At 72.6% G+C, this 17374-nt stretch carries 13 protein-coding genes; 3 read left to right on the top strand and 10 right to left on the bottom strand.

The genetic code is table 11. The annotated features are described in order from the left end of the window. Window positions 1–7: 7 nt before the first annotated feature. Window positions 8–853: a peptidase E gene (locus FSYMDG_RS15900; protein ID WP_013874423.1), complete on the bottom strand. Its 846-nt coding sequence runs from the start codon at window positions 851–853 to the stop codon at window positions 8–10. A 340-nt stretch (window positions 854–1193) separates the two neighbouring features. Between FSYMDG_RS15900 and FSYMDG_RS15895 the strand changes: the two genes are divergently transcribed. Continuing rightward, complete coding sequence (locus FSYMDG_RS15895; protein ID WP_165001440.1) at window positions 1194–2948, top strand: protein kinase; 1755 nt, start codon at window positions 1194–1196, stop codon at window positions 2946–2948. A gap of 296 nt (window positions 2949–3244) precedes the next feature. Here FSYMDG_RS15895 and FSYMDG_RS15890 read toward each other — a convergent pair whose 3' ends face one another. The 4 genes from FSYMDG_RS15890 to FSYMDG_RS15875 all read right to left on the bottom strand — a co-directional run bounded on the left by FSYMDG_RS15890 (window position 3245) and on the right by FSYMDG_RS15875 (window position 9262). Further along, window positions 3245–4159, bottom strand: a complete 915-nt coding sequence (locus FSYMDG_RS15890; RefSeq protein ID WP_013874421.1) for a TIGR01777 family oxidoreductase — start codon at window positions 4157–4159, stop codon at window positions 3245–3247. A 146-nt stretch (window positions 4160–4305) separates the two neighbouring features. After that, window positions 4306–5778 (bottom strand): 2-oxoglutarate dehydrogenase, E2 component, dihydrolipoamide succinyltransferase, encoded by a 1473-nt coding sequence (gene sucB, locus FSYMDG_RS15885; RefSeq protein ID WP_043603800.1) that lies wholly within the window; start codon window positions 5776–5778, stop codon window positions 4306–4308. Between the two features lie 313 nt (window positions 5779–6091). After that, window positions 6092–7474 (bottom strand): dihydrolipoyl dehydrogenase, encoded by a 1383-nt coding sequence (gene lpdA, locus FSYMDG_RS15880; RefSeq protein WP_013874419.1) that lies wholly within the window; start codon window positions 7472–7474, stop codon window positions 6092–6094. 153 nt (window positions 7475–7627) lie between these two features. Then, window positions 7628–9262 (bottom strand): leucyl aminopeptidase, encoded by a 1635-nt coding sequence (locus tag FSYMDG_RS15875; protein ID WP_013874418.1) that lies wholly within the window; start codon window positions 9260–9262, stop codon window positions 7628–7630. A gap of 752 nt (window positions 9263–10014) precedes the next feature. Here FSYMDG_RS15875 and FSYMDG_RS15870 point away from each other — a divergent pair. Further along, window positions 10015–11220, top strand: a complete 1206-nt coding sequence (locus tag FSYMDG_RS15870) for a glycine cleavage system aminomethyltransferase GcvT (RefSeq protein ID WP_043606767.1) — start codon at window positions 10015–10017, stop codon at window positions 11218–11220. A gap of 120 nt (window positions 11221–11340) precedes the next feature. Here the strand turns inward: FSYMDG_RS15870 and FSYMDG_RS15865 are convergent, their stop codons facing one another. The 3 genes from FSYMDG_RS15865 to FSYMDG_RS15855 form a co-directional block, all read right to left on the bottom strand. After that, on the bottom strand, window positions 11341–12180 hold the full coding sequence (locus FSYMDG_RS15865; protein ID WP_013874416.1) for an adenosylcobinamide-GDP ribazoletransferase: 840 nt from the start codon (window positions 12178–12180) through the stop codon (window positions 11341–11343). Window positions 12181–12192: 12 nt separating this feature from the next. Further along, window positions 12193–13416: a nicotinate-nucleotide--dimethylbenzimidazole phosphoribosyltransferase gene (locus FSYMDG_RS15860; protein WP_083828516.1), complete on the bottom strand. Its 1224-nt coding sequence runs from the start codon at window positions 13414–13416 to the stop codon at window positions 12193–12195. A 104-nt stretch (window positions 13417–13520) separates the two neighbouring features. Further along, a complete protein-coding gene (locus FSYMDG_RS15855) occupies window positions 13521–14540 on the bottom strand; it encodes a hypothetical protein (RefSeq protein ID WP_013874414.1) in 1020 nt (339 codons plus the stop codon). Between the two features lie 900 nt (window positions 14541–15440). On the opposite strand from FSYMDG_RS15855, the gene FSYMDG_RS15850 reads away from it, so the two are divergent. Continuing rightward, the gene (locus tag FSYMDG_RS15850) at window positions 15441–16439 is read left to right on the top strand and encodes an alpha/beta fold hydrolase (RefSeq protein ID WP_050803562.1); all 999 of its coding nucleotides are present in this window, start codon (window positions 15441–15443) and stop codon (window positions 16437–16439) included. On the opposite strand, the gene FSYMDG_RS15845 is transcribed toward FSYMDG_RS15850, so the two are convergent. Together FSYMDG_RS15845 and FSYMDG_RS15840 are read right to left on the bottom strand one after the other, a co-directional pair. Continuing rightward, window positions 16371–17015: a TetR/AcrR family transcriptional regulator gene (locus FSYMDG_RS15845; protein ID WP_013874412.1), complete on the bottom strand. Its 645-nt coding sequence runs from the start codon at window positions 17013–17015 to the stop codon at window positions 16371–16373. The genes FSYMDG_RS15850 and FSYMDG_RS15845 overlap by 69 nt on opposite strands. Before the next feature lie 12 nt (window positions 17016–17027). After that, window positions 17028–17372 (bottom strand): hypothetical protein, encoded by a 345-nt coding sequence (locus FSYMDG_RS15840; RefSeq protein WP_013874411.1) that lies wholly within the window; start codon window positions 17370–17372, stop codon window positions 17028–17030. Window positions 17373–17374 lie beyond the last annotated feature (2 nt).

The following is a 17374-nucleotide window of genomic DNA, read 5'->3' as shown; positions in this document are numbered from 1 at the left end:
GCAGGCGTCACACTTCCGACAGCAGCCGAGGGGTGACCGGCGTTTCCCGTACACCTCCGGTCGTACCGCCGGCAACCGTACCGCCGTCCGCCGTACCATCGCTGCTCACACCGCTGGTCACACCGCCTTCGGCGGCGCCGCCCGCAGGCGGGCCCGGCTCGGCCGGGATTCGCTCGACCCGCCAGGCGTACACGTCCGGCCGGTCGGCGACGGCCTCCACCAGTTCGGTTCCCCGGAAGTGCAGGCCGACCCCGTCGTCGGTGGCCCAGCCGTCCGGCAGCGTCCCGTCCGCGACCAGCTTCTGGTAGAGCGGACGCCGGCCCGGCTCCGAGTCGTAGTGCGGGGTGTTGCTGAACGGCAGCAGGCCGAGGGCGTCGGTGACCGCCCGCAGGCCCGGCCCGAACGAGTCGGTGGTGCCCCCCGCGTGCCAGCACAGCGATCCCGCGGACACCCCGGCGAGGACGACCCCCGCCTCCCACGCCTCCCCCGCCTCCCACGCCTCCCGCATGATCGTATCGAGGCCGTGCGCGCGCCACACGGCGAGCAGGTTCGCCACGCTGCCCCCGCCCACCCAGATCACGTCCTGGCCCAGCAGGTGCGTGCGGACGTCGGGGATGTTCGGCATCGGGAACAGCGCGAGGTGGGAGGCGCGCACCTGTGGGGTGTCGCGGGCGAGCGCGGCGTAGTAGCGCGCGTAGGCGGCCGGGTCGTCGCCGACGGCGGTGGCCAGCAGGCACAGCTTCGGACGGGCCGGCTGCCCGGCCAGGCGCAGCGCGTGGCGGATCAGCGGGCCGACCCGGGCGCCCCAGCGCCCGTCCGGCAGGAAGCCGCCGCTGGTCGCGAGGATGTTCATCGTCCGGCCTCCGTGTCGTGTTCCTCGGCGCCGTGTTCGCCCGTGCCCGTGCTCATCGGTGCCCGCGTCCATTCGTGACTGTCCGTGTCCGGGTTTGGCTGTTCCGTCTGCCCGGGCATATTCCTGCCGCCTGCGTGTTCTACCGTGTTCGCGCCGTATGCGGCATGCCCGCTGTGCACCGCGGTCACCGTACCCTGGCCCGTTTGCGGCGCGAGTTATCCACAGTTTGCGGGGGAGGACTGCACAGAATGGCTTTTTCGGCTTACCGTCACTTTTTGTGACCTCAATGTACGGTTCCGCCGGCTCCCGGGGTGGACGGGAGAATCCGGCCGATCCTCCCGTGCCCGGGGTGGTGCTGCGCGCCCGGGTCCGGGATGCCGGCGCCGGGGACGTGTGGGCCGGCCGGGTCGTGGCCACCGGGGCCGAGTGCGCGGTTCGGCGAGTCAGGCTGCCCCCGGGCACGGCCGGTCGCGAAACCGCCATGAGGTCGGCGCGTCTGCTGGTCGAACTCGACCACCCACACCTCGTCCCGGTCATCGACGTGATCGCCACGTCCGAGGGGATCGCGGTGGTGTCGGAACCGGTCGACGGGGCGGTCAACCTGGGCCGGCTGCTCGGCGTCCGGGAGCGGCTGGAGCCGGGTGAGGTGGTGACGGTCGGGCTGCCGCTGGCCCAGGCGCTGGCCGCGGCGCATGCCGCGGGTGTGGTGCACGGCCGGCTCGATCTCGCCGACGTCCTGCTCGAGCCGAACGGCCGGCCGGTGCTGGCGGGGACGGGTGTCGCCGGCCTTGGCGGCCCGCCCACCACCCCACCGGTGGACGTCGGTGATCTTGCTGGTCTGCTGCTGGCGGCGATGCCGCACGCCACCGGGCCGGCCGCGGCCGCGGTCGCCGTCGCTGTCGCGCCCGCCCTGGTCGACGACCCTGACCGCCGGCCGACGGCGGGGGAGTTGGCCGCGGCGCTGGCCCGAAGCTGCAACCCGGCCCCGGTGCGGATGCTGGGCCGGAAGTGGCGTGAGGACGTGTTGTCCGCGCCGCCCCCGGTACCGCCCCCACCGACGCCGCCGCTGACACCGCCGCCGACGGTGCTGCCCGCGGCTGGCGGCGGCAGCGCCGGGCCGGCGGGCGAGGTGGTCACGGCGCTGCCGTTGCCCGCGCTGCCGCCGAGCCCGGACGCGACCTCCGGGCCGGGGTCGACCGGCCGGATCCGACTGGCGCCGTCGGCCGGGCCGCGCCCGGCCCGCTTTCCCCGCGCGTCGCGGGTGTCGCGGACGTCCGAGTCGGCGCGGCCGAGCCGCCGGGCCGCGGCCGATGCCCCCGGGACTGCCCGTAACGCGCCCGCCCGTGTCGGTGTCGCCTCGACGGCTGTGGCCCCGACCGTCGGGGCCCCTGGTGCCGCGGTCCCGGGCGCCGGTGGCTCGCAGGTGGTGACCGCGCGCGCGGCGTCGTCCCGTACCGGAGGTGTGCCCGCCGGGAGAGCGCGGGTGGGCGGTGTGCGTCCCGGAAGTGCCCGCACGGGCAGACGACCGGCTGTTGCCCGGGGCGGCAGGTCCGCCGGGCTCGTCGGTGGGCATGCCCTGTTCGGCAGCCGGCGGCGCGTCCTGCTGGTCGTGGCCGCGTTCATCGTGTTCGTCTGTCTGCCCGTCGGCGGTCTGCTGGTCACCGCGCACTCCAACGGGCTGGTGGGGCCGGCGGCTCAGGTCGCCCCCGGGCAGGCGTGGCGGGACGTCCTGGTGAGCCTGACCGACGCCCGCAGCCGCGCCTTCGAGCGGGCCGACGAGGTCGCACTGCTCGACGCGGACGCGCTGGACAGCCTCATCTACTCACGGGATCTCGCCCTGACGCGGCAGATCGCGGCCAGCGGCGGTCGGCCGTCCGGTATGCGACATGAGATCGCCGATCTTGATGTCCGGGAGAACGGCAGCGAGAAAGCGGTGCTGCGGGTCACCTACCGGATTCCGCCGTACAGCTACGTCGACGCCGCTGGCACTGTCCTGGCCCAGCAGCCCGGTCGTGACTGGCGGCCGTCCGACGTCACCGTGGTGAAGACCGACAAGGGGTGGCGCCTTGCCTCGTGGGCTGACACCGTGGGCTGACACCGCGGGCTGAGACCCGCCCCGGGCAGCCGCCCGAACGGCTGCGGGGCCAGGCCCAGGGCTGCCGCCACCGGTCGCAGGCGATTTCCCGGCCCCCGAGACGATCCCTACGGCCCGGATCCGAAGCGCCGGCCGGCTACACGCGCCCCCTCCCGAAGCCAAAATGGTCCAATCATTCTGGATCATGAAAATGAGGGAACGGACAGTCGCCGTGGCAGCCGTTTTCATGCTCGTTCGCCTGATCGAAAACTTTTCTGATCGGGATGGAATGGAAGGGGCTGGCGGGCCGGGGGCGGTCAGGGGGCGGCGGGGGTTGTGCTGGTGGCCGCCGCGCGTAGGGCGGTGTCGATGTCGGGGTGGGAGAAGGTGAAGCCGGCGTCAAGGAGCCGGTGCGGCAGGACGCGCTGGGAGACGAGCACGCCGCCGTCGGCGAAACCGCCGAGGGCGATCCGCAGCGCCGCGGCCGGTACCGGCAGGATCGCCCGCCGGCCCACCGCCGCGCCGAGAGCCTGGGCGAAGGCGATGTTGGTGACCGGTGCCGGACTGGTCAGGTTCACCGGGCCGCGCAGGCCGTCCGCGGCCAGCAGAAAGATGATCGCCGCTGTCTCGTCCGCCAGGGTGATCCAGCTCAGCCACTGCCGGCCCGAGCCCAGCCGGCCACCGAGGCCGCGCCGAAACAACGGGAGCTGCCGGGCCAGCGCGCCGCCGCGCGCCGAGAGGACGACCCCCGAACGCAGGTGGCACACGCGCACACCGGCCTCCTCGGCGGCGGCGGTGGCCGCTTCCCAGTCGGCCACCACCTCGGCGAGGAAACCGCTCCCACGGGGCTCGGACTCGTCGACCGGACGGTCCCCGGTGTCGCCGTACCAACCGGTCGCGCTCGCGGACAGCAGCACCCGCGGCCGCGGGTGGGTGGCGGCCACCGCGGTGGCCAGCAGGGTCGTCCCGGACACCCGGCTGTCGCGGATCCGCCGCCTGTAACGGGCGGTCCAACGGTGGTCGCCGACCCCGGCGCCAGCCAGGTGGACGACCGCGTCGGCCCCGGCCAGGGCGGCCGGCTCGAGCGTGCCGCGGGCCGGATCCCAGCGGATCTCCGAGCCGTCCCGCACGGGCCGCCGGACCAGGGTGCGCACGGTGTGCCCGTCGGCCCGCAGGGCCGGGACGAGCGCCGACCCGATCAGGCCGGATGCGCCGGAGACAACGACGTCCACGGGCTGATCCTCACCCCTGGATGGCTGGCGGGCGAGCCGGCCCGCCAGCCACGGCCGTCAAGCATGATCACCAAACGTGGGTCGGGTACGCGCCGGTCACGTACCGGCTCCCGGCCCCGGTCGTGGATCATCTGGTCATCGGATGGTCACAGGCCGAGTTCGGCCTCGAACGAGCCTTCCTCCAGGCGCCTGCGCAGGGTGGTGAGGAAACGGGCCGCGTCGGCGCCATCGACGATCCGGTGGTCGTAGGTGAGCGCGAGGTACACCGTCGAACGTACCGCGATGATCTCGCCGAGCTCGGGGTCGTCGACGACCGTGGGCCGCTTGACCACCGCGCCGGTCCCGAGGATCCCGACCTGCGGCTGGTTGATGATCGGCGTGTCGAACAGGGCGCCGCGGCTGCCGGTGTTGGTCAGGGTGAAGGTGCCGCCGCCGAGCTCGTCCGGGGTGACCCGGTTCTCCCGTGTCCGGGTCGCCAGATCGTCGATCTTGCGCGCCATCCCGGTGAGGTTGAGGTCACCGGCGTGGTGGATGACCGGGACGAGCAGCCCCCGGTCGGTGTCCACGGCGATGCCCAGATGCTCGGCGTCGTAGTAGGTGATCGTGCCCTGTTCGATGTCCACGCTGGCGTTGACGTTGGGGTGCTCGCGCAGCGCCTCGCAGGTCGCGACCGCGAAGAACGGCAGGAACGACAGCTTGACGCCCTCCCGCGCCTCGAACGCCTTCTTCGCGCGGTCGCGCAGCCGGGCGATGCGGGTGACGTCGGCCTCGACGACGGTGGTGAGCTGCGCGCTGACCTGGAGGGACTCGACCATCCGCTGCGCGATCACCGAACGTAGCCGCGACAGCTTCTCGGTGCGGCCACGCAGCGAGACCGGTGCCGCCGCGGGCGCGGCAGGCGCAGCCGGTGCCGCAGCGGGCACCGCCACCGGCGAGGCAGCGGGAGCGGCCGGGGCCGCTGCTGCCGGGCTGGCCGGGGTGCGTGCCGCGTCGATGACGTCCTGCTTGCGGATGCGGCCGCCGACACCGGTGCCCGTCACCGCGGCGAGGTCCACGTCGTGCTCGGCGGCGAGCCGCCGGACCAGCGGAGTGACATAGGCCCCGAGGGAGCCGCTGCCGTTGGCCGGGGAGGCGGTGGCCGGTGCCGACGGTGTGAGCTCCTGGGCCGGAACGGCCGGCGGGGGAGCCTGGGCCGCGGCGGGCACCGGCGGCGCGACCGGAGCCGGAGCCGGCGGCGCGGGCGGAGGCGGCGGCGGAGCGGGAGCGGGCGGCGGGGCCGCGGCCACCGGCGCGGGCGCGGGCGCGGGCGGCGGAGGCGGCGGGGCCGCCGGCGCGGGTGCGGGTGCGGCGGCTGCGGCCGGAGCGGCCTGCGCCGCCGTGCCGCCTTCGTCGATGACGGCGAGTTCGACGCCGACCTCGACCGTTTCGTCCTCGGCCACCCGGATAGCGCTGATCACGCCGGACGCGGGTGCGGGGATCTCGGTGTCGACCTTGTCCGTGCTGACCTCGAGGAGCGGCTCGTCGGCCTCGACGCGCTCGCCTTCCTTCTTCAGCCAGCGGGTGACGGTGCCCTCGGACACGCTCTCACCCAGACGGGGCATCGTGACGGACACAGACATGGGGTAGGGCTCCTTTGCGGCGTCCGACCGACCGTGGACGACGGGCAACGGCTACGAACGCGATGGGTGCTGGGCAACTCGGAGGGCCCGCGGTGACACGGCGGGCACCTGCCGCCGCGTCACCGCAGGCCCTGATGGCTGGTGGGCGGGCGGGTACACGATCATGGTGTGTGTCGTGTACCCGCGGGCCCTGGTGACTGCTGCTGGGGCGGGGGGTGTGCGGCGGTGGCCGGCGTCGCGCATCCGTGGCCCCCGATCGATCGGTTGACTGTGTTACCTGTCAGGTATGGGCGTTGGCTGTCAGTGGTGGCTGTCAGTTGTGGGAGTGCAGCGGCTTGCCGGCCAGCGCCAGATGCGCCTCACCGATGGACTCGGACAACGTCGGGTGCGGGTGGATGAGCTGGGCCACCTCGGCGGGCAGCGCCTCCCAGCTGGTGATCAGCTGGGCTTCGGCGATCAGCTCGCCGACCCGGTCGCCGACGATGTGGACGCCCACCACCGGGCCGTCGGGCACGGCCACGAGCGTCACCGCGCCCGCGGTCTGCAGGATCTGCGCCTTGCCGTTGCCCGCCAGGTCGTAGGTCTGGGTGACGACGTCCCCGTAGCGCTGCGCAGCCGCGGCCGAGGTCAGCCCGACCGAGGCCACCTCGGGGTGTGAGTAGGTGACCCGCGGGATGTTGTCGTAGTTGATCGGCGGTGGGTTCAGCCCGGCCAGGCTCTCGGCGAGGAAGATTCCCTCGGCGAAGCCGACATGGGCGAGCTGGAGGCCGGGGCGCAGGTCGCCGATGGCGGAGACGGTCGGCACGTTGGTGCGCAGCTGGTGGTCGACGAGGACGTACCCGCGGTCCGTCGCGATGCCGACCTCCTCGTAGCCCAGCCCCTCCGACACCGGCCCGCGCCCGACCGCCACCAGCAGCAGCTCGGCCTCGATGGTCGTGCCGTCCTCGAGGGTCACCGTGACGCCCTCGTCGGTGGTCTTGACACCGGCGAACCGGGCGCCGAGGTGCTGTTTGATGCCGCGCCGGCGGAAGGCCCGCTCCAGCAGCTTGGAGCTGGACTCCTCCTCCAGCGGCACCAGGTGGGGCAGGGCCTCGACGATGGTCACCTCGGCGCCGAAGGAGCGCCACACCGAGGCGAACTCGCAGCCGATCGCGCCGGCGCCGAGCACCACGGCGGATGCCGGCACCCGGTCGAGCCGGAGGGCGTCGTCACTGGTGATCACCTGGTGGTGGTCGACATCCAGGCCCGGCAGCGACTTCGACTGCGACCCGGTCGCCAGCACGACGTGACGACCAGTAATGATCCGATCGCCTACGGCGACAGATGTCGGTGACACCAGCCGCCCGTAGCCCTCGACGAGTTCGATGCCACGGGTGTTCACCAGGCCGGTCAGCCCCCGGTAAAGCTTGCTGACCACCGAGTCCTTGTAGGAGTTGACCTTCGCGATGTCGATTCCCTCGAGGGTCGACAGAATCCCGAAGTTACCGCTTTCGTGAATATTGTCCGCGATCTCCGCCGCATGCAGCAGCGCCTTGGTCGGAATGCACCCGCGATGCAGGCACGTTCCCCCCAGCTTGTCCTTCTCGATCAGAGAAACGGTCAGGCCGAGCTCTGCGGCACGCAGAGCCGTCGCGTAACCGCCGCTGCCGCCGCCGAGGATGACCAGGTCGACGGGACCCGCCGCAGAGTCCACCACGCCAGGTGTCCCTTCTCGTTGACTGGTTGGGATGCGTTCAGTCTTTCATGTCACGTCAGTGCGGCGTCGGAGGTCCGCTGCGACTGTGGTGCATGACGCCGGTATTTCACCGGCCTACTTCCGTGCGGTACCCGTTACCCGCTGGTAGTTGGTTCAGCGGACCTCCGGCCGCTGGTTGCCGGCAACGTTCTCGGCAAGTTGGAGCAGGGTCCGGACGATCGCCCCGGTGCCGCCCCTGGGGGTGTGCCCGTACGGTTCGCCGCCGTTCCAGGACGGCCCGGCGATGTCGATGTGCGCCCAGGGGATGTCCTCGGGCACGAAGGTGCTCAGGAAGTGGGCGCCGACGAGCATGCCGCCCTCCCGGCCGCCGCCACCGGCGACGTTGGCCAGGTCGGCGACGGTCGAGTCGAGCACCTTGCGCAGCTCCGGCGGCAGCGGCATCGGCCACACCGCCTCGCCGCTGCCGCGGGCGGCGTCGACGACCTGGTCGACCGCGCCACCGCGGCCCATCACCCCGGCGGTGCGCTGCCCCAGGGCGACGATCTGCGCACCGGTGAGGGTGGCGACGTCCACGATCAGGGCGGGGGAGTCCTCGGCGGCGCGGGCGAGGGCGTCGCCGAGAACCAGGCGTCCCTCGGCGTCGGTGTTGAGCACCTCCACCCGGGTGCCGCCGCGCAGGGTCAGGACGTCGCCCGGCCGGATCGCCCCGCCCGAGGGCATGTTCTCCGCCAGTGGCAGCCAGCCAGCGAGGTGGACCGGCAGGTTCAGCCGGGCCGCCGCGACAAGCGTCGCGAGCACCGAGGCGGCCCCCGCCATGTCGGTCTTCATCCACTCCATCGCGGCCGCGGGCTTCAGCGACAGGCCGCCCGAGTCGAACGTGATGCCCTTGCCGACGAGGGTGAGCGCGGGCCCCCCGGCGGCCGGCGAACCGGCCGGGCGCCACTCCAGGCGGACGAGGCGGGGTGTGTTCGCCGAGCCCTGGCCCACCCCGAGGATGCCGCCGAACTCGCCGTCGGCCAGCGCCTGCTCGTCGAGCACGTCGACGGTGACGCCCACCTCGCCCGCGCGCCGGGCCGCGATCTCGGCGAACGCTGCCGGCGGCAGATGCCCGGGCGGGGTGTTGACGAGGTCGCGGACGAGGGCCACGGAGTCCGCCACGACACCGGCCCGACGCACCGCGTCGTCGGCGGCGGCCCGGGACGCGCCGTCCACCACGAATATGATTTCGCTCACAGGTAGGCGGTGGTCGTCCGCGGACGTGGTCCGGAACTCCCGGAAGGCGTAGGCGCCGAGCAGCGATCCCTCCGCGACGGCACGCAGCCGCGCCGGCCCGGGGCTGCCGGCGACGAGAGCGAGGGTGGTGGCCACCCGGGTGGTGCCGGCGAGCGCGCGCACGGCCGCCCCGGCCGCGCGGCGCAGTGTCTCGTGGTCGATGCCGTCGTCGGCCGTCGCCGCGTCCGCGCCCGCCCCGCTGCCCGCGCCCGCCGCCGATGTTCCTGCTGATGACGGGCCCGTCGCCGGCAGCTGTGACGGCGGCGCGCCGACGCCGACCGCGAGCACCGTCGGGATGCGCAGGGTTCCCAAAGTCGCGAAACGGACCAGGTCGCCGGCCTTGCCGGTGGCCCCCAGGTCAGCGAGAACCGTCGCGAGCCGGCCGCCGAGTGCCGTGTCCAGTTCCTCGGTGCCGCCGAGTGGGATGGGACCGTCCTTGCCTGTCGCGACACCGATCACCAGTACGTCAGCGTCAAGATCCAGCACGGATGAAGTTGTCACGGCAGTCACGGTCATGTCGAGAGACTACGGAACACACCACGAGACGATGCAGAGCCGGGTCCCCCACGCCGTCCCACAGCGCCCGTCCCCGCCCGTGGTGCCGGCCAGCCCCAGCCCCGGGAGCCGAGCCCCAGGAACCGACCGGCCGACGCCGGAACCGTCCCGGGAGCCTCTCCCGCAACCGCCTCCGGAGCATCGCCGCAGCCTTTCCCCGGAGGGTCCGTTCCCCCGAGAGTCCGTTCCCCACCCCGTATCCGCATCCCGACCGCGCGTCACCCACCGACCACGCCGAGTCCCGTAAACCGCCCCGGCCACCCTGAGGAGCGCGAAGGACGTGAATCCACCGCTGTTGGAGCAGCGCCGCGTTCACATCTTCCACGTCCTCGCCCCGCATCCGTCCATCGATGATCGATGATCTGTTGGCGGCCTGGGTGCGGATGCCTCCAAAAACCTGTAGAACGGGCCTGTGTCATGAATATCCAAAAACGCTCGAAGAAGGTGTCCCGAGGCGGTTGGGGTGTTCCCGGGCGGGGTGTCTCGACGGGCCGGGTGCACGCCCAGATCTTCGGTGGAAGATCTGGAAACCCCCGTGTGGTGGTCCGCTTTCGGGCTCGGGGTCCCCATGGAGCGGCTCGTGGGTGGGGGTGTTGTTCGTTTCCGGATCTTCGGTGGAAGATCCGGAAACCCCCGTGTGGTGGCCCGCCCTCGAGCTCGGGGTCCCCATGGAGCGGCTCGAGAGCCGCTCCATGGGGCTAGCCTGCCGAGGCATGGGTGAGCTGTTGCGGTCTCCGTTGCACGATCGGCATGTGGCGCTCGGCGCCAAGCTGGCCGACTTCGGCGGATGGGAGATGCCGATCGAGTATCCCGGCGGAGGTGTGCTCAAGGAACACGCGGCGGTCCGGTCCGCGGTCGGGATCTTCGATGTCAGTCATCTCGGCAAGGCGCGCGTGCGCGGCCCCGGCGCCGCGGACCTCGTCGACTCCGCCCTCACCAACGACCTGTCCCGGATTGGCCCGGGGCAGGCCCAGTACACGCTGTGCTGCGATCCGGAGACCGGCGGGGTGGTGGACGACCTGATCGCCTACCTGTACTCCGCGTCGGAGGTCTTCCTGATCCCCAACGCGGCCAACACCGCCGAGGTCGTCCGCCGGCTCGCGGCGGCGTCCCCACCGGAGGTTGCCGTCGAGAACCTGCACACGGCCTTCGGCGTGATCGCGGTCCAGGGTCCGGCCGCGCCGGAGCTGCTGTCCGCGCTCGGCCTGCCGGTCGACGGTGCCTACATGAGCTTCACGTCGGCCGACTGGAAAGCCACGGACACAGCCGACGTAACGGCCGCGGGGAAGACGGAGCGGGGGGCCGACGGGCCGGGGGTTGCCCCGGGCATCGGGGACGGCGGCGTCGGGGAGGCCGCCCGGCGGGAGATCGTCGTGTGCCGTTCGGGCTACACCGGTGAACGCGGATTCGAACTGGTGACGCGCTGGGCGGACACCCCGGCCGTGTGGGACGCGCTGCTGGCGGCCGGGTCGTCCCTGGGGGCACGGCCCTGCGGTCTCGGCGCCCGGGACACCCTGCGGACCGAGATGGGCTACCCGCTGCACGGCCAGGACCTCTCGCCGTCGATCACCCCGGTGCAGGCGCGGGCCGGCTGGGCGGTGGGCTGGAACAAGCCACGGTTCTGGGGCCGGGGCGCGCTGCTGGCGGAGCGGAGCGCGGGCCCGGCGCGGCTGCTGTGGGGGCTGCGTTCGACGGACCGGGGCATCCCACGGCCGCACATGGCCGTGTACGACCTGGCTGGCGGGCGGGTGGGCGAGGTCACCAGCGGGACGTTCTCGCCGACGTTGCGGAGCGGTATCGGCCTCGCCCTGCTCGACCGCGGCGTCGCCGAAGGGGACACCGTCCGGGTGGACGTGCGGGGCCGGCCGTCGGCGATGACCGTGCTGCGGCCACCGTTCGTCGACGCCTCCCCGAAGTGAGGGCTGAACCCGAAGTGAGGGCTGAAGTGCCCCGGAGCGGTGCTGTGGCCTGGTGTTCCTACTACCACCGCCGAATGAGATATCGCTGGACCACCGGCTGGATGATGCCGGAGCGGTGCCTCAGATCGTAGGAACACCCAGGGCCATGAACACCAGGGTGACAGTCGCCGTGATCTCGACGAGGGCGCCGAGCACGTCCCCGGTGATGCCGCCGAGATAGCCGACCAGGTAGCGCCGCAGCAGCCAGCCCGCCGCGGTGCCCACGGCCACCGCGGCCACCGCGCGTGCGGCCTGGCCGGGGCTGCCGCCACCACCGTCGACGTCCACGTCGAGCAGGCCGTCGACGCCCAGCAGCCCGGCGCCGGCGGCGACCGTGAGCACGGCGAGCACGGAGCAGACGGCCTGTCGCGGCCGCACGGAACCGGCGACGAGGGCGCCGAGCCCGTTCGGGTGCGCCGCGGGGATGCCGCCGGTACAGGCCAGGGTGGCCGCCAGCCGTCCGGTCATCGCCGCGACCAGGATCGACAGGCTGCCCCGGTGCTCCCCGATCGCCAGCGACAGCGCCGCGACCTGGACCAGGACGACGAAGATCAGTGCCAGCGCGCCGAACGCGCCCAGCCGCGAGTCCCGCATGGCCGCCAGCGCCCGCTCCCGGCCGGCGCCGATGCCGTCGGCGACGTCGGCGAGCCCGTCCAGGTGCAGGCCGCGGGTGAGCAGCGCCAGGGCGGCGATTCCGATGGCGGCCGGGAGCAGGTGCCCGGCCGGGGCTTCCGGCGTCGCCGCGGGTGCCTTCGTGAGAAGTTGGAAGCCGGCCGTGACGACGGCGGCGATGCCCCCCAGGACGAGGCCGACCAGCGGCGCGAGAGCCATGGCCCGGCCCATGGTGGGCCGGTCGAGCGCGACCCGTCCCCGGACGGGCAGTAGCGAGAGCAGGGAGAAGACCGTCCGCGTGGCGAGCATTGGCCGCCCGCGTCAGGCGCCCGCCGTCCCGGGCGCGTCGCTCGGGACGGCTGCGGTGCCGTTGGATGCCGGCCCGCTGAGGGCAGCGTCGCTGGGGGGCGGGCCGGTGGGAGTTGCCCCGGCGGTCTTGTCACTGACCCCGGCCTGGTCGAACGTGGCCATCTCGGCGAGTGTCGCCTGGGCGGCCACCAGCAGGTGGACGGCGAGCAGCGCGCCGGTGCCCTCGCCGAGGCGCAGGCCGAGGTCCAGCAGGGGATCAAGGCCCAGCGACGTCAGCGTGAGCTTCTGCGCCGGCTCGGTCGACCGGGTGCCCGCGATCCACCAGGCCTTCGACCCGGGTGCGTACGCCTCGGCGGCCAGCGCCGCGGCGCAGACCACGACCCCGTCGAGCACCACCGGGGTGCGGCGGACGGCGGCCTGCACCAGCAGGCCGGCCAGAGCGGCGAGGTCGGCGCCGCCGATCACCCGCAGCAGGGCGAGCGGATCGGCGGCGTACGGCCGGCCGCGGCGCATCGCGTCCCGGATCGCCGCGGTCTTGAGCATCCACCGGGTGTCGTCGATGCCGGTGCCGCGGCCGACGGTCTCGATCGGTTCCCGGTCGAGCAGGGTGGCGACGATCGCCGCGGACGGAGTGGTGTTCCCGATGCCCATCTCGCCGGGGACCAGCAGGTCGGCGCCGGCGTCGACCTCCTCGTCGACGATCGTCCGACCGATGTCGAACGCGCGGGCGGCCTCCTCGACGGTGAGGGCGTCCTCGACGTCGATGCGCCCGCTGCCGCGCCGGACCCGGTAGCGGCTGGTGACGTTGACCGCGTCCACGACGCCGGCCGCCGGCGCGCTCGTGCCCGCTGCTGGCTCCGTGCCTGCTGCTGCCGTATCGCCTGCTGCTGCCGTATCGCCCGCTGCGCCGGCCGGGGGCGGCACCGGCTCGTCGCTGTCCACGCTGACGTCCACGACCCGCACGGACGCGCCGACCGTGCGGGCCAGCACGTTCACCGCGGCGCCGCCGGCGGCGAAGTTCGCCACCATCTGCGCGGTGACCTCCGGTGGGAAGGCCGAGACACCCGTCCGCGCGATGCCGTGATCACCGGCGATGATCACAGCCCGGATGCGCCGGAAGGGCCTGGGCGGGCAGACCCCCTGCACGCCGGCGAGCCAGACCGAGATCTCCTCCAGACGCCCGAGAGCGCCCGGAGGCTTGGTCAGCATTGCCTGCCGCTGCCGGGCGGCAGCCATCGCGTCGGCGTCGAGCGCTGGGATCCGCACAGCGTCTTTATTACCCGATGTGCCACCGGACGCCGCCGGATGCCTGTGTCCCAACGGATATCCGACAGATTTCGTCAGGCCGGGACATCTTCCGAGGAACCGCCCCAGGCCGAGGTCAACGCGACCAGGTCGGACCAGTCGGCGCCGTGCCGGGCGGCCCCGTCGGCGAGCTGGGCCACCTCGCTGCTCATCCAGGCCGCCGGCCGGCCGGACGAGGCGGCCACCGCGCCGGTGACATGATGCTCGGCCTCATCGACGTCCGGCCGCTTCCGGCGCAGCGCCGCGTCCGCGCAGATGACGTGCACCAGCGGAGCCAGGCAGCCGACACCCTGGTCCCGGCCCTCGGTGCCGTCCACGCCACCGACCCGCTCGCGGGCCTCGGCCAGGAACGGCGCGGCCGCGTAGACCTGCCCGGCCAGGACGAGGGCGCTGGCGGCCATCGTCACGAACAGCGCCGGATGGTAGCTGTCGAGGGAGTAGGCGGGGGCACCGTGTTTCTCGGCGGGTAGCCGGCTCATCAGCTCCTGCGCCCGGCCGATCGTGGCGACGGTACCGAGGGTGTCGCCGAGGCGCGCCCGCGCGCCGGCCTCGGCGACCGCCAGCATCACGGCGACCGGGGTGTTGCCCGCGTACCGCTGCCCCTCCACGGCGAGCGTCAGCGCGCTCCGCCAGCGTTGCAGCCCCCGCGCGGCCATCGCCCGCACGGCGTGGGCGTGCGCGATCGTCGGCCAGTCCCCGATACTCGCGGCGACCGACTCGGCCTGGGTCAGCGCGCGCAGCCCGGAGCAGATGTCACCGGCGTCGATGAGCGCGTTGCCCTCCAGCACGAGGGTGCGGGAGTGCAGAGCCTGCCAGTCGTGCCTGGTACGGACCGCCCCCGCCTGGGACGCGGCGATGTGGCGGCCCAGGTTCCACGCCTGCAGGGCCGTCTGCGCCGGGGCGGTGGACCCGTAGCCGCCGACCAGCGCCCGCATGGCGGTGGTAAGCCCGGTCAGGTCCTGCGCGACCCGGGCGCGCCCGGGGAAGGCGCTCACCAGCTGTCCCGCCGCGACGAGCCCGGCAACCACCCCGAGCCTGCGCCGATCGACGCCCATACGCGACTCCAGATGTTCGCGATGTCCGCCTGACAGCCCCAGTCTCCGACGCTGTCGGGATCATGTCGATGGCCCGGTTGTGTCACCATCCCGGCCGTACTGATGCCTCTCACTCCCCGTCATGTCCGTGGGGTCGCCGACGTGGCCCGAGCTTCCCGCGTGCTCCCGGGTTCCCTTGCGTGTTCCCGGTCTCCTGCCGTGCTTCCGGGCTCCCGCTCCGCCTTTCCGGGGCCCGGCTGTCACGTGGCGCGCGAAAACATGACCGTTACAGACTGTGATCATATCGGTTCGGTAGGGGGTCAGGTGCCGGATGCCGCCGCCGCTAACGAATTATCGGCCCCCCGCTGTAACGCCCTCCGACCCGCCCCATCCCCAGCGCCCCTGCCGCGCCGTCCCCGCCCCGTCCCAGGAGGTCGCACCCACATCAGCCCCGCACAAAATCCGGTCCCGGGCGTCCCTCACGGAGAGTTCTCCGGTACGCCCCACCAGCGCTGTAATAGCGCCGTAATCAGGAGGAAGATCGGCGGTGTTGCCTGCCTGTCCTCCATCGCCGCCGCGGCTGTGGTGGCGTTCGCGGTTGTGCCGCAGGCAGCGCGTCGAGGGGGATCCGATCCAGTGCGGGGATGGACGCGGCCGGGTCGGGCGGCTGGTAGCCGGGGTCCGGCCTGTCAAGATCGTCAGGCTCGAACCGGTGTAGCTCGACCGACCGCCACAGCGGCGAACGGACGCCGCCCCCGGAGCTCTTGTACCTCCCATCCGCCAGGACGGTGACCCACCCGCCATCCGGGAAAGGGACAGCGGGCCGCGGGCAGACGCCCGGTGGCGGTGTCCCGCAGGCGTGCGGTGTGGTCCCGGCTGTCTGTGGTGAGGGGGATGCGCTGTCGTTGTTATGGTTCGGCGGTGGAGACGACGGTCCGTGCCGCGGACGGCGCCACGTTGTGGTGCGATGTCACCGGCCGAGGCCCGCGGATCGTCCTGTGCAACGGTGGGCCCGGGCTGGCCGACTATCTCCACCCGATGGCACGGCTGTTCACTGGCGTACTTCAGACGGTGCGGTGGGAGCAGCGCGGCTGCGGGCGGTCCGCTCCTGTCGGGCCCTTCACCGTGGCGCAGTGCGTCGACGACCTCCGCCGGGTGATTGTCTCGACCGGCGATGGCCCGGTGTTCCTGTTGGGTCATTCCTGGGGCGCGACGCTCGCGTTGCGGTTCGCGGTCGCGTATCCGGAGATGGTCCGCTCCCTGGCGTACATCTCGGGTACCGGCACGGGCAGAGCCTGGAAGGCACAGTGGCGTGCCAACATGCGCGCCCGTTTACGGCCGGCAGAGCTACGCCGATATGATCAACTGGTATCGCTCGGCCGTACCGCCGATCAGGATCGCGAACTGGCGATCCTCCAGTGGAAGACCGACTGCGCCGACCCTGACGCCGGTGAACTGCACGCCACGGCGATGGCGACGCCCTGGTCACCGGTCAACGAGCTGTGCAACCGGGCGCTCGGCACCGAAGTCGACGGATGGGTGGAACAGGATCTGCTGGCCGAGTACCGGAGGCTGCGGGTGCCTGTGCTGGTGGTGCACGGCGACCGTGATCCACGGCCGAGCTCGGCTGCCGACTCACTGTGCCGCGCACTGCCCGACGTCCACCGCGTCGATCTCCGCGACGCAGGCCACCTGCCGTGGCTGGAGCATCCCGACCTGTTCCGGGACCTGATCAGAGACCACGCCGACCACCCCACACGGTTCAGCCGCAGACCGCGACCACCCCGCTTGCCCGAGACCGGGTGGATCAACCAGCCAATCCCACAGCCAACCGGGTCACGACCAACTGTCTTACGTGACTTGACAGCTTCCGAGCTGGGCCAGGACTTCCGGGTCGAGTTCGATGCTCTGATCGAGTGAAAGTACGGTGCCCAGGGCCGCGATCAGCGCGTTGGCGGCCAGCGCGACGATCGTGTCGACGGACGTGTCGCCGTGGTCGAGGCGATCGAGCATCAGCTCATCGAACTGGGCGACCCAGCTTCGCATGGCGGCGCGCAGGACCGGGGGTGGCTCGCCATGGACACCGATCCGATGCAGGATTCGGCTGGCGCCGCCCCAGCGAAGCTCATCGGACATCGCGCGCATGTCCGGGTCCGCGCCGAGGTCGCCTCGGAGCAGGGCGAGGAACCCTGACCGGTGAGAATCGATGTAGTCGACGTGGCGGCGAAGCGCGTTGTGGAGTTGTTCGGTGAGTGTTTCGCCCTCGACTGGGCTGTCCTGCTCGGCGGCGAGTTCGTTCCGGATGCCGTCCATCACGGCCAGGTACAGCCCACGCTTGTTCCCGAAGTGGTGCGCGATGAGTCCGTAGGCGACCCCCGCCTTCTTCGCGATCTCGGTGGTGGTGACGTCGTCGTACGACCTCGTGCCGAAGAGCTGACGCGCTGCCTCGAGGAGCAGCCGACGACGGTCCGCAGTCGCACCCACATTGCTGGTCATGATGAGCAAACGCTAGTTGACGGGTTGTGGGCCTTCATCCACCAAGTGGCTCAACGGTCCGCTCCGGTGGCCGCGTAGCGTCGCTACGGCCCTTACAGCGGCCATGGAGATACCGGCGATGGCCGTGGCCCGGAGGAACGTCGGATCACGATGGCCGTGGTAGAGCCGCGGTGCACCGTACGCGTGGCCCGCGTTGGCGGTCCCCGTCTCCCGCCGGAACCAGGGGGCGGCGAGCAGGCCGAGCTTCGTCTCCAGCGGCTTCGGGACGGCGAAGTGTGCGACGGGTGCTGTGCCGACGTGAGCGAAAGCGGCGAGGGCGCCAGCACGTTCGTGGCGCCGGGCCGGGACGATAGGCATGG

The organism is Candidatus Protofrankia datiscae (assembly GCF_000177615.2).
GTDB lineage: Bacteria > Actinomycetota > Actinomycetes > Frankiales > Frankiaceae > Protofrankia > Protofrankia coriariae.
This window is presented reverse-complemented; position numbering and strand designations above follow the sequence as displayed.

Bases quoted from the DNA above. Each gene is read 5' to 3' on its own strand.
- FSYMDG_RS15900 (WP_013874423.1), bottom strand. From the start codon at position 853: ATGAACATCCTCGCGACCAGCGGCGGCTTCCTGCCGGACGGGCGCTGG.
- sucB (WP_043603800.1), bottom strand. From the start codon at position 5,778: ATGTCTGTGTCCGTCACGATGCCCCGTCTGGGTGAGAGCGTGTCCGAG.
- FSYMDG_RS15875 (WP_013874418.1), bottom strand. From the start codon at position 9,262: ATGACCGTGACTGCCGTGACAACTTCATCCGTGCTGGATCTTGACGCT.
- FSYMDG_RS15870 (WP_043606767.1), top strand. From the start codon at position 10,015: ATGGGTGAGCTGTTGCGGTCTCCGTTGCACGATCGGCATGTGGCGCTC.
- FSYMDG_RS15865 (WP_013874416.1), bottom strand. From the start codon at position 12,180: ATGCTCGCCACGCGGACGGTCTTCTCCCTGCTCTCGCTACTGCCCGTC.
- FSYMDG_RS15860 (WP_083828516.1), bottom strand. From the start codon at position 13,416: ATGGCTGCCGCCCGGCAGCGGCAGGCAATGCTGACCAAGCCTCCGGGC.
- FSYMDG_RS15855 (WP_013874414.1), bottom strand. From the start codon at position 14,540: ATGGGCGTCGATCGGCGCAGGCTCGGGGTGGTTGCCGGGCTCGTCGCG.
- FSYMDG_RS15845 (WP_013874412.1), bottom strand. From the start codon at position 17,015: ATGACCAGCAATGTGGGTGCGACTGCGGACCGTCGTCGGCTGCTCCTC.
- FSYMDG_RS15840 (WP_013874411.1), bottom strand. From the start codon at position 17,372: ATGCCTATCGTCCCGGCCCGGCGCCACGAACGTGCTGGCGCCCTCGCC.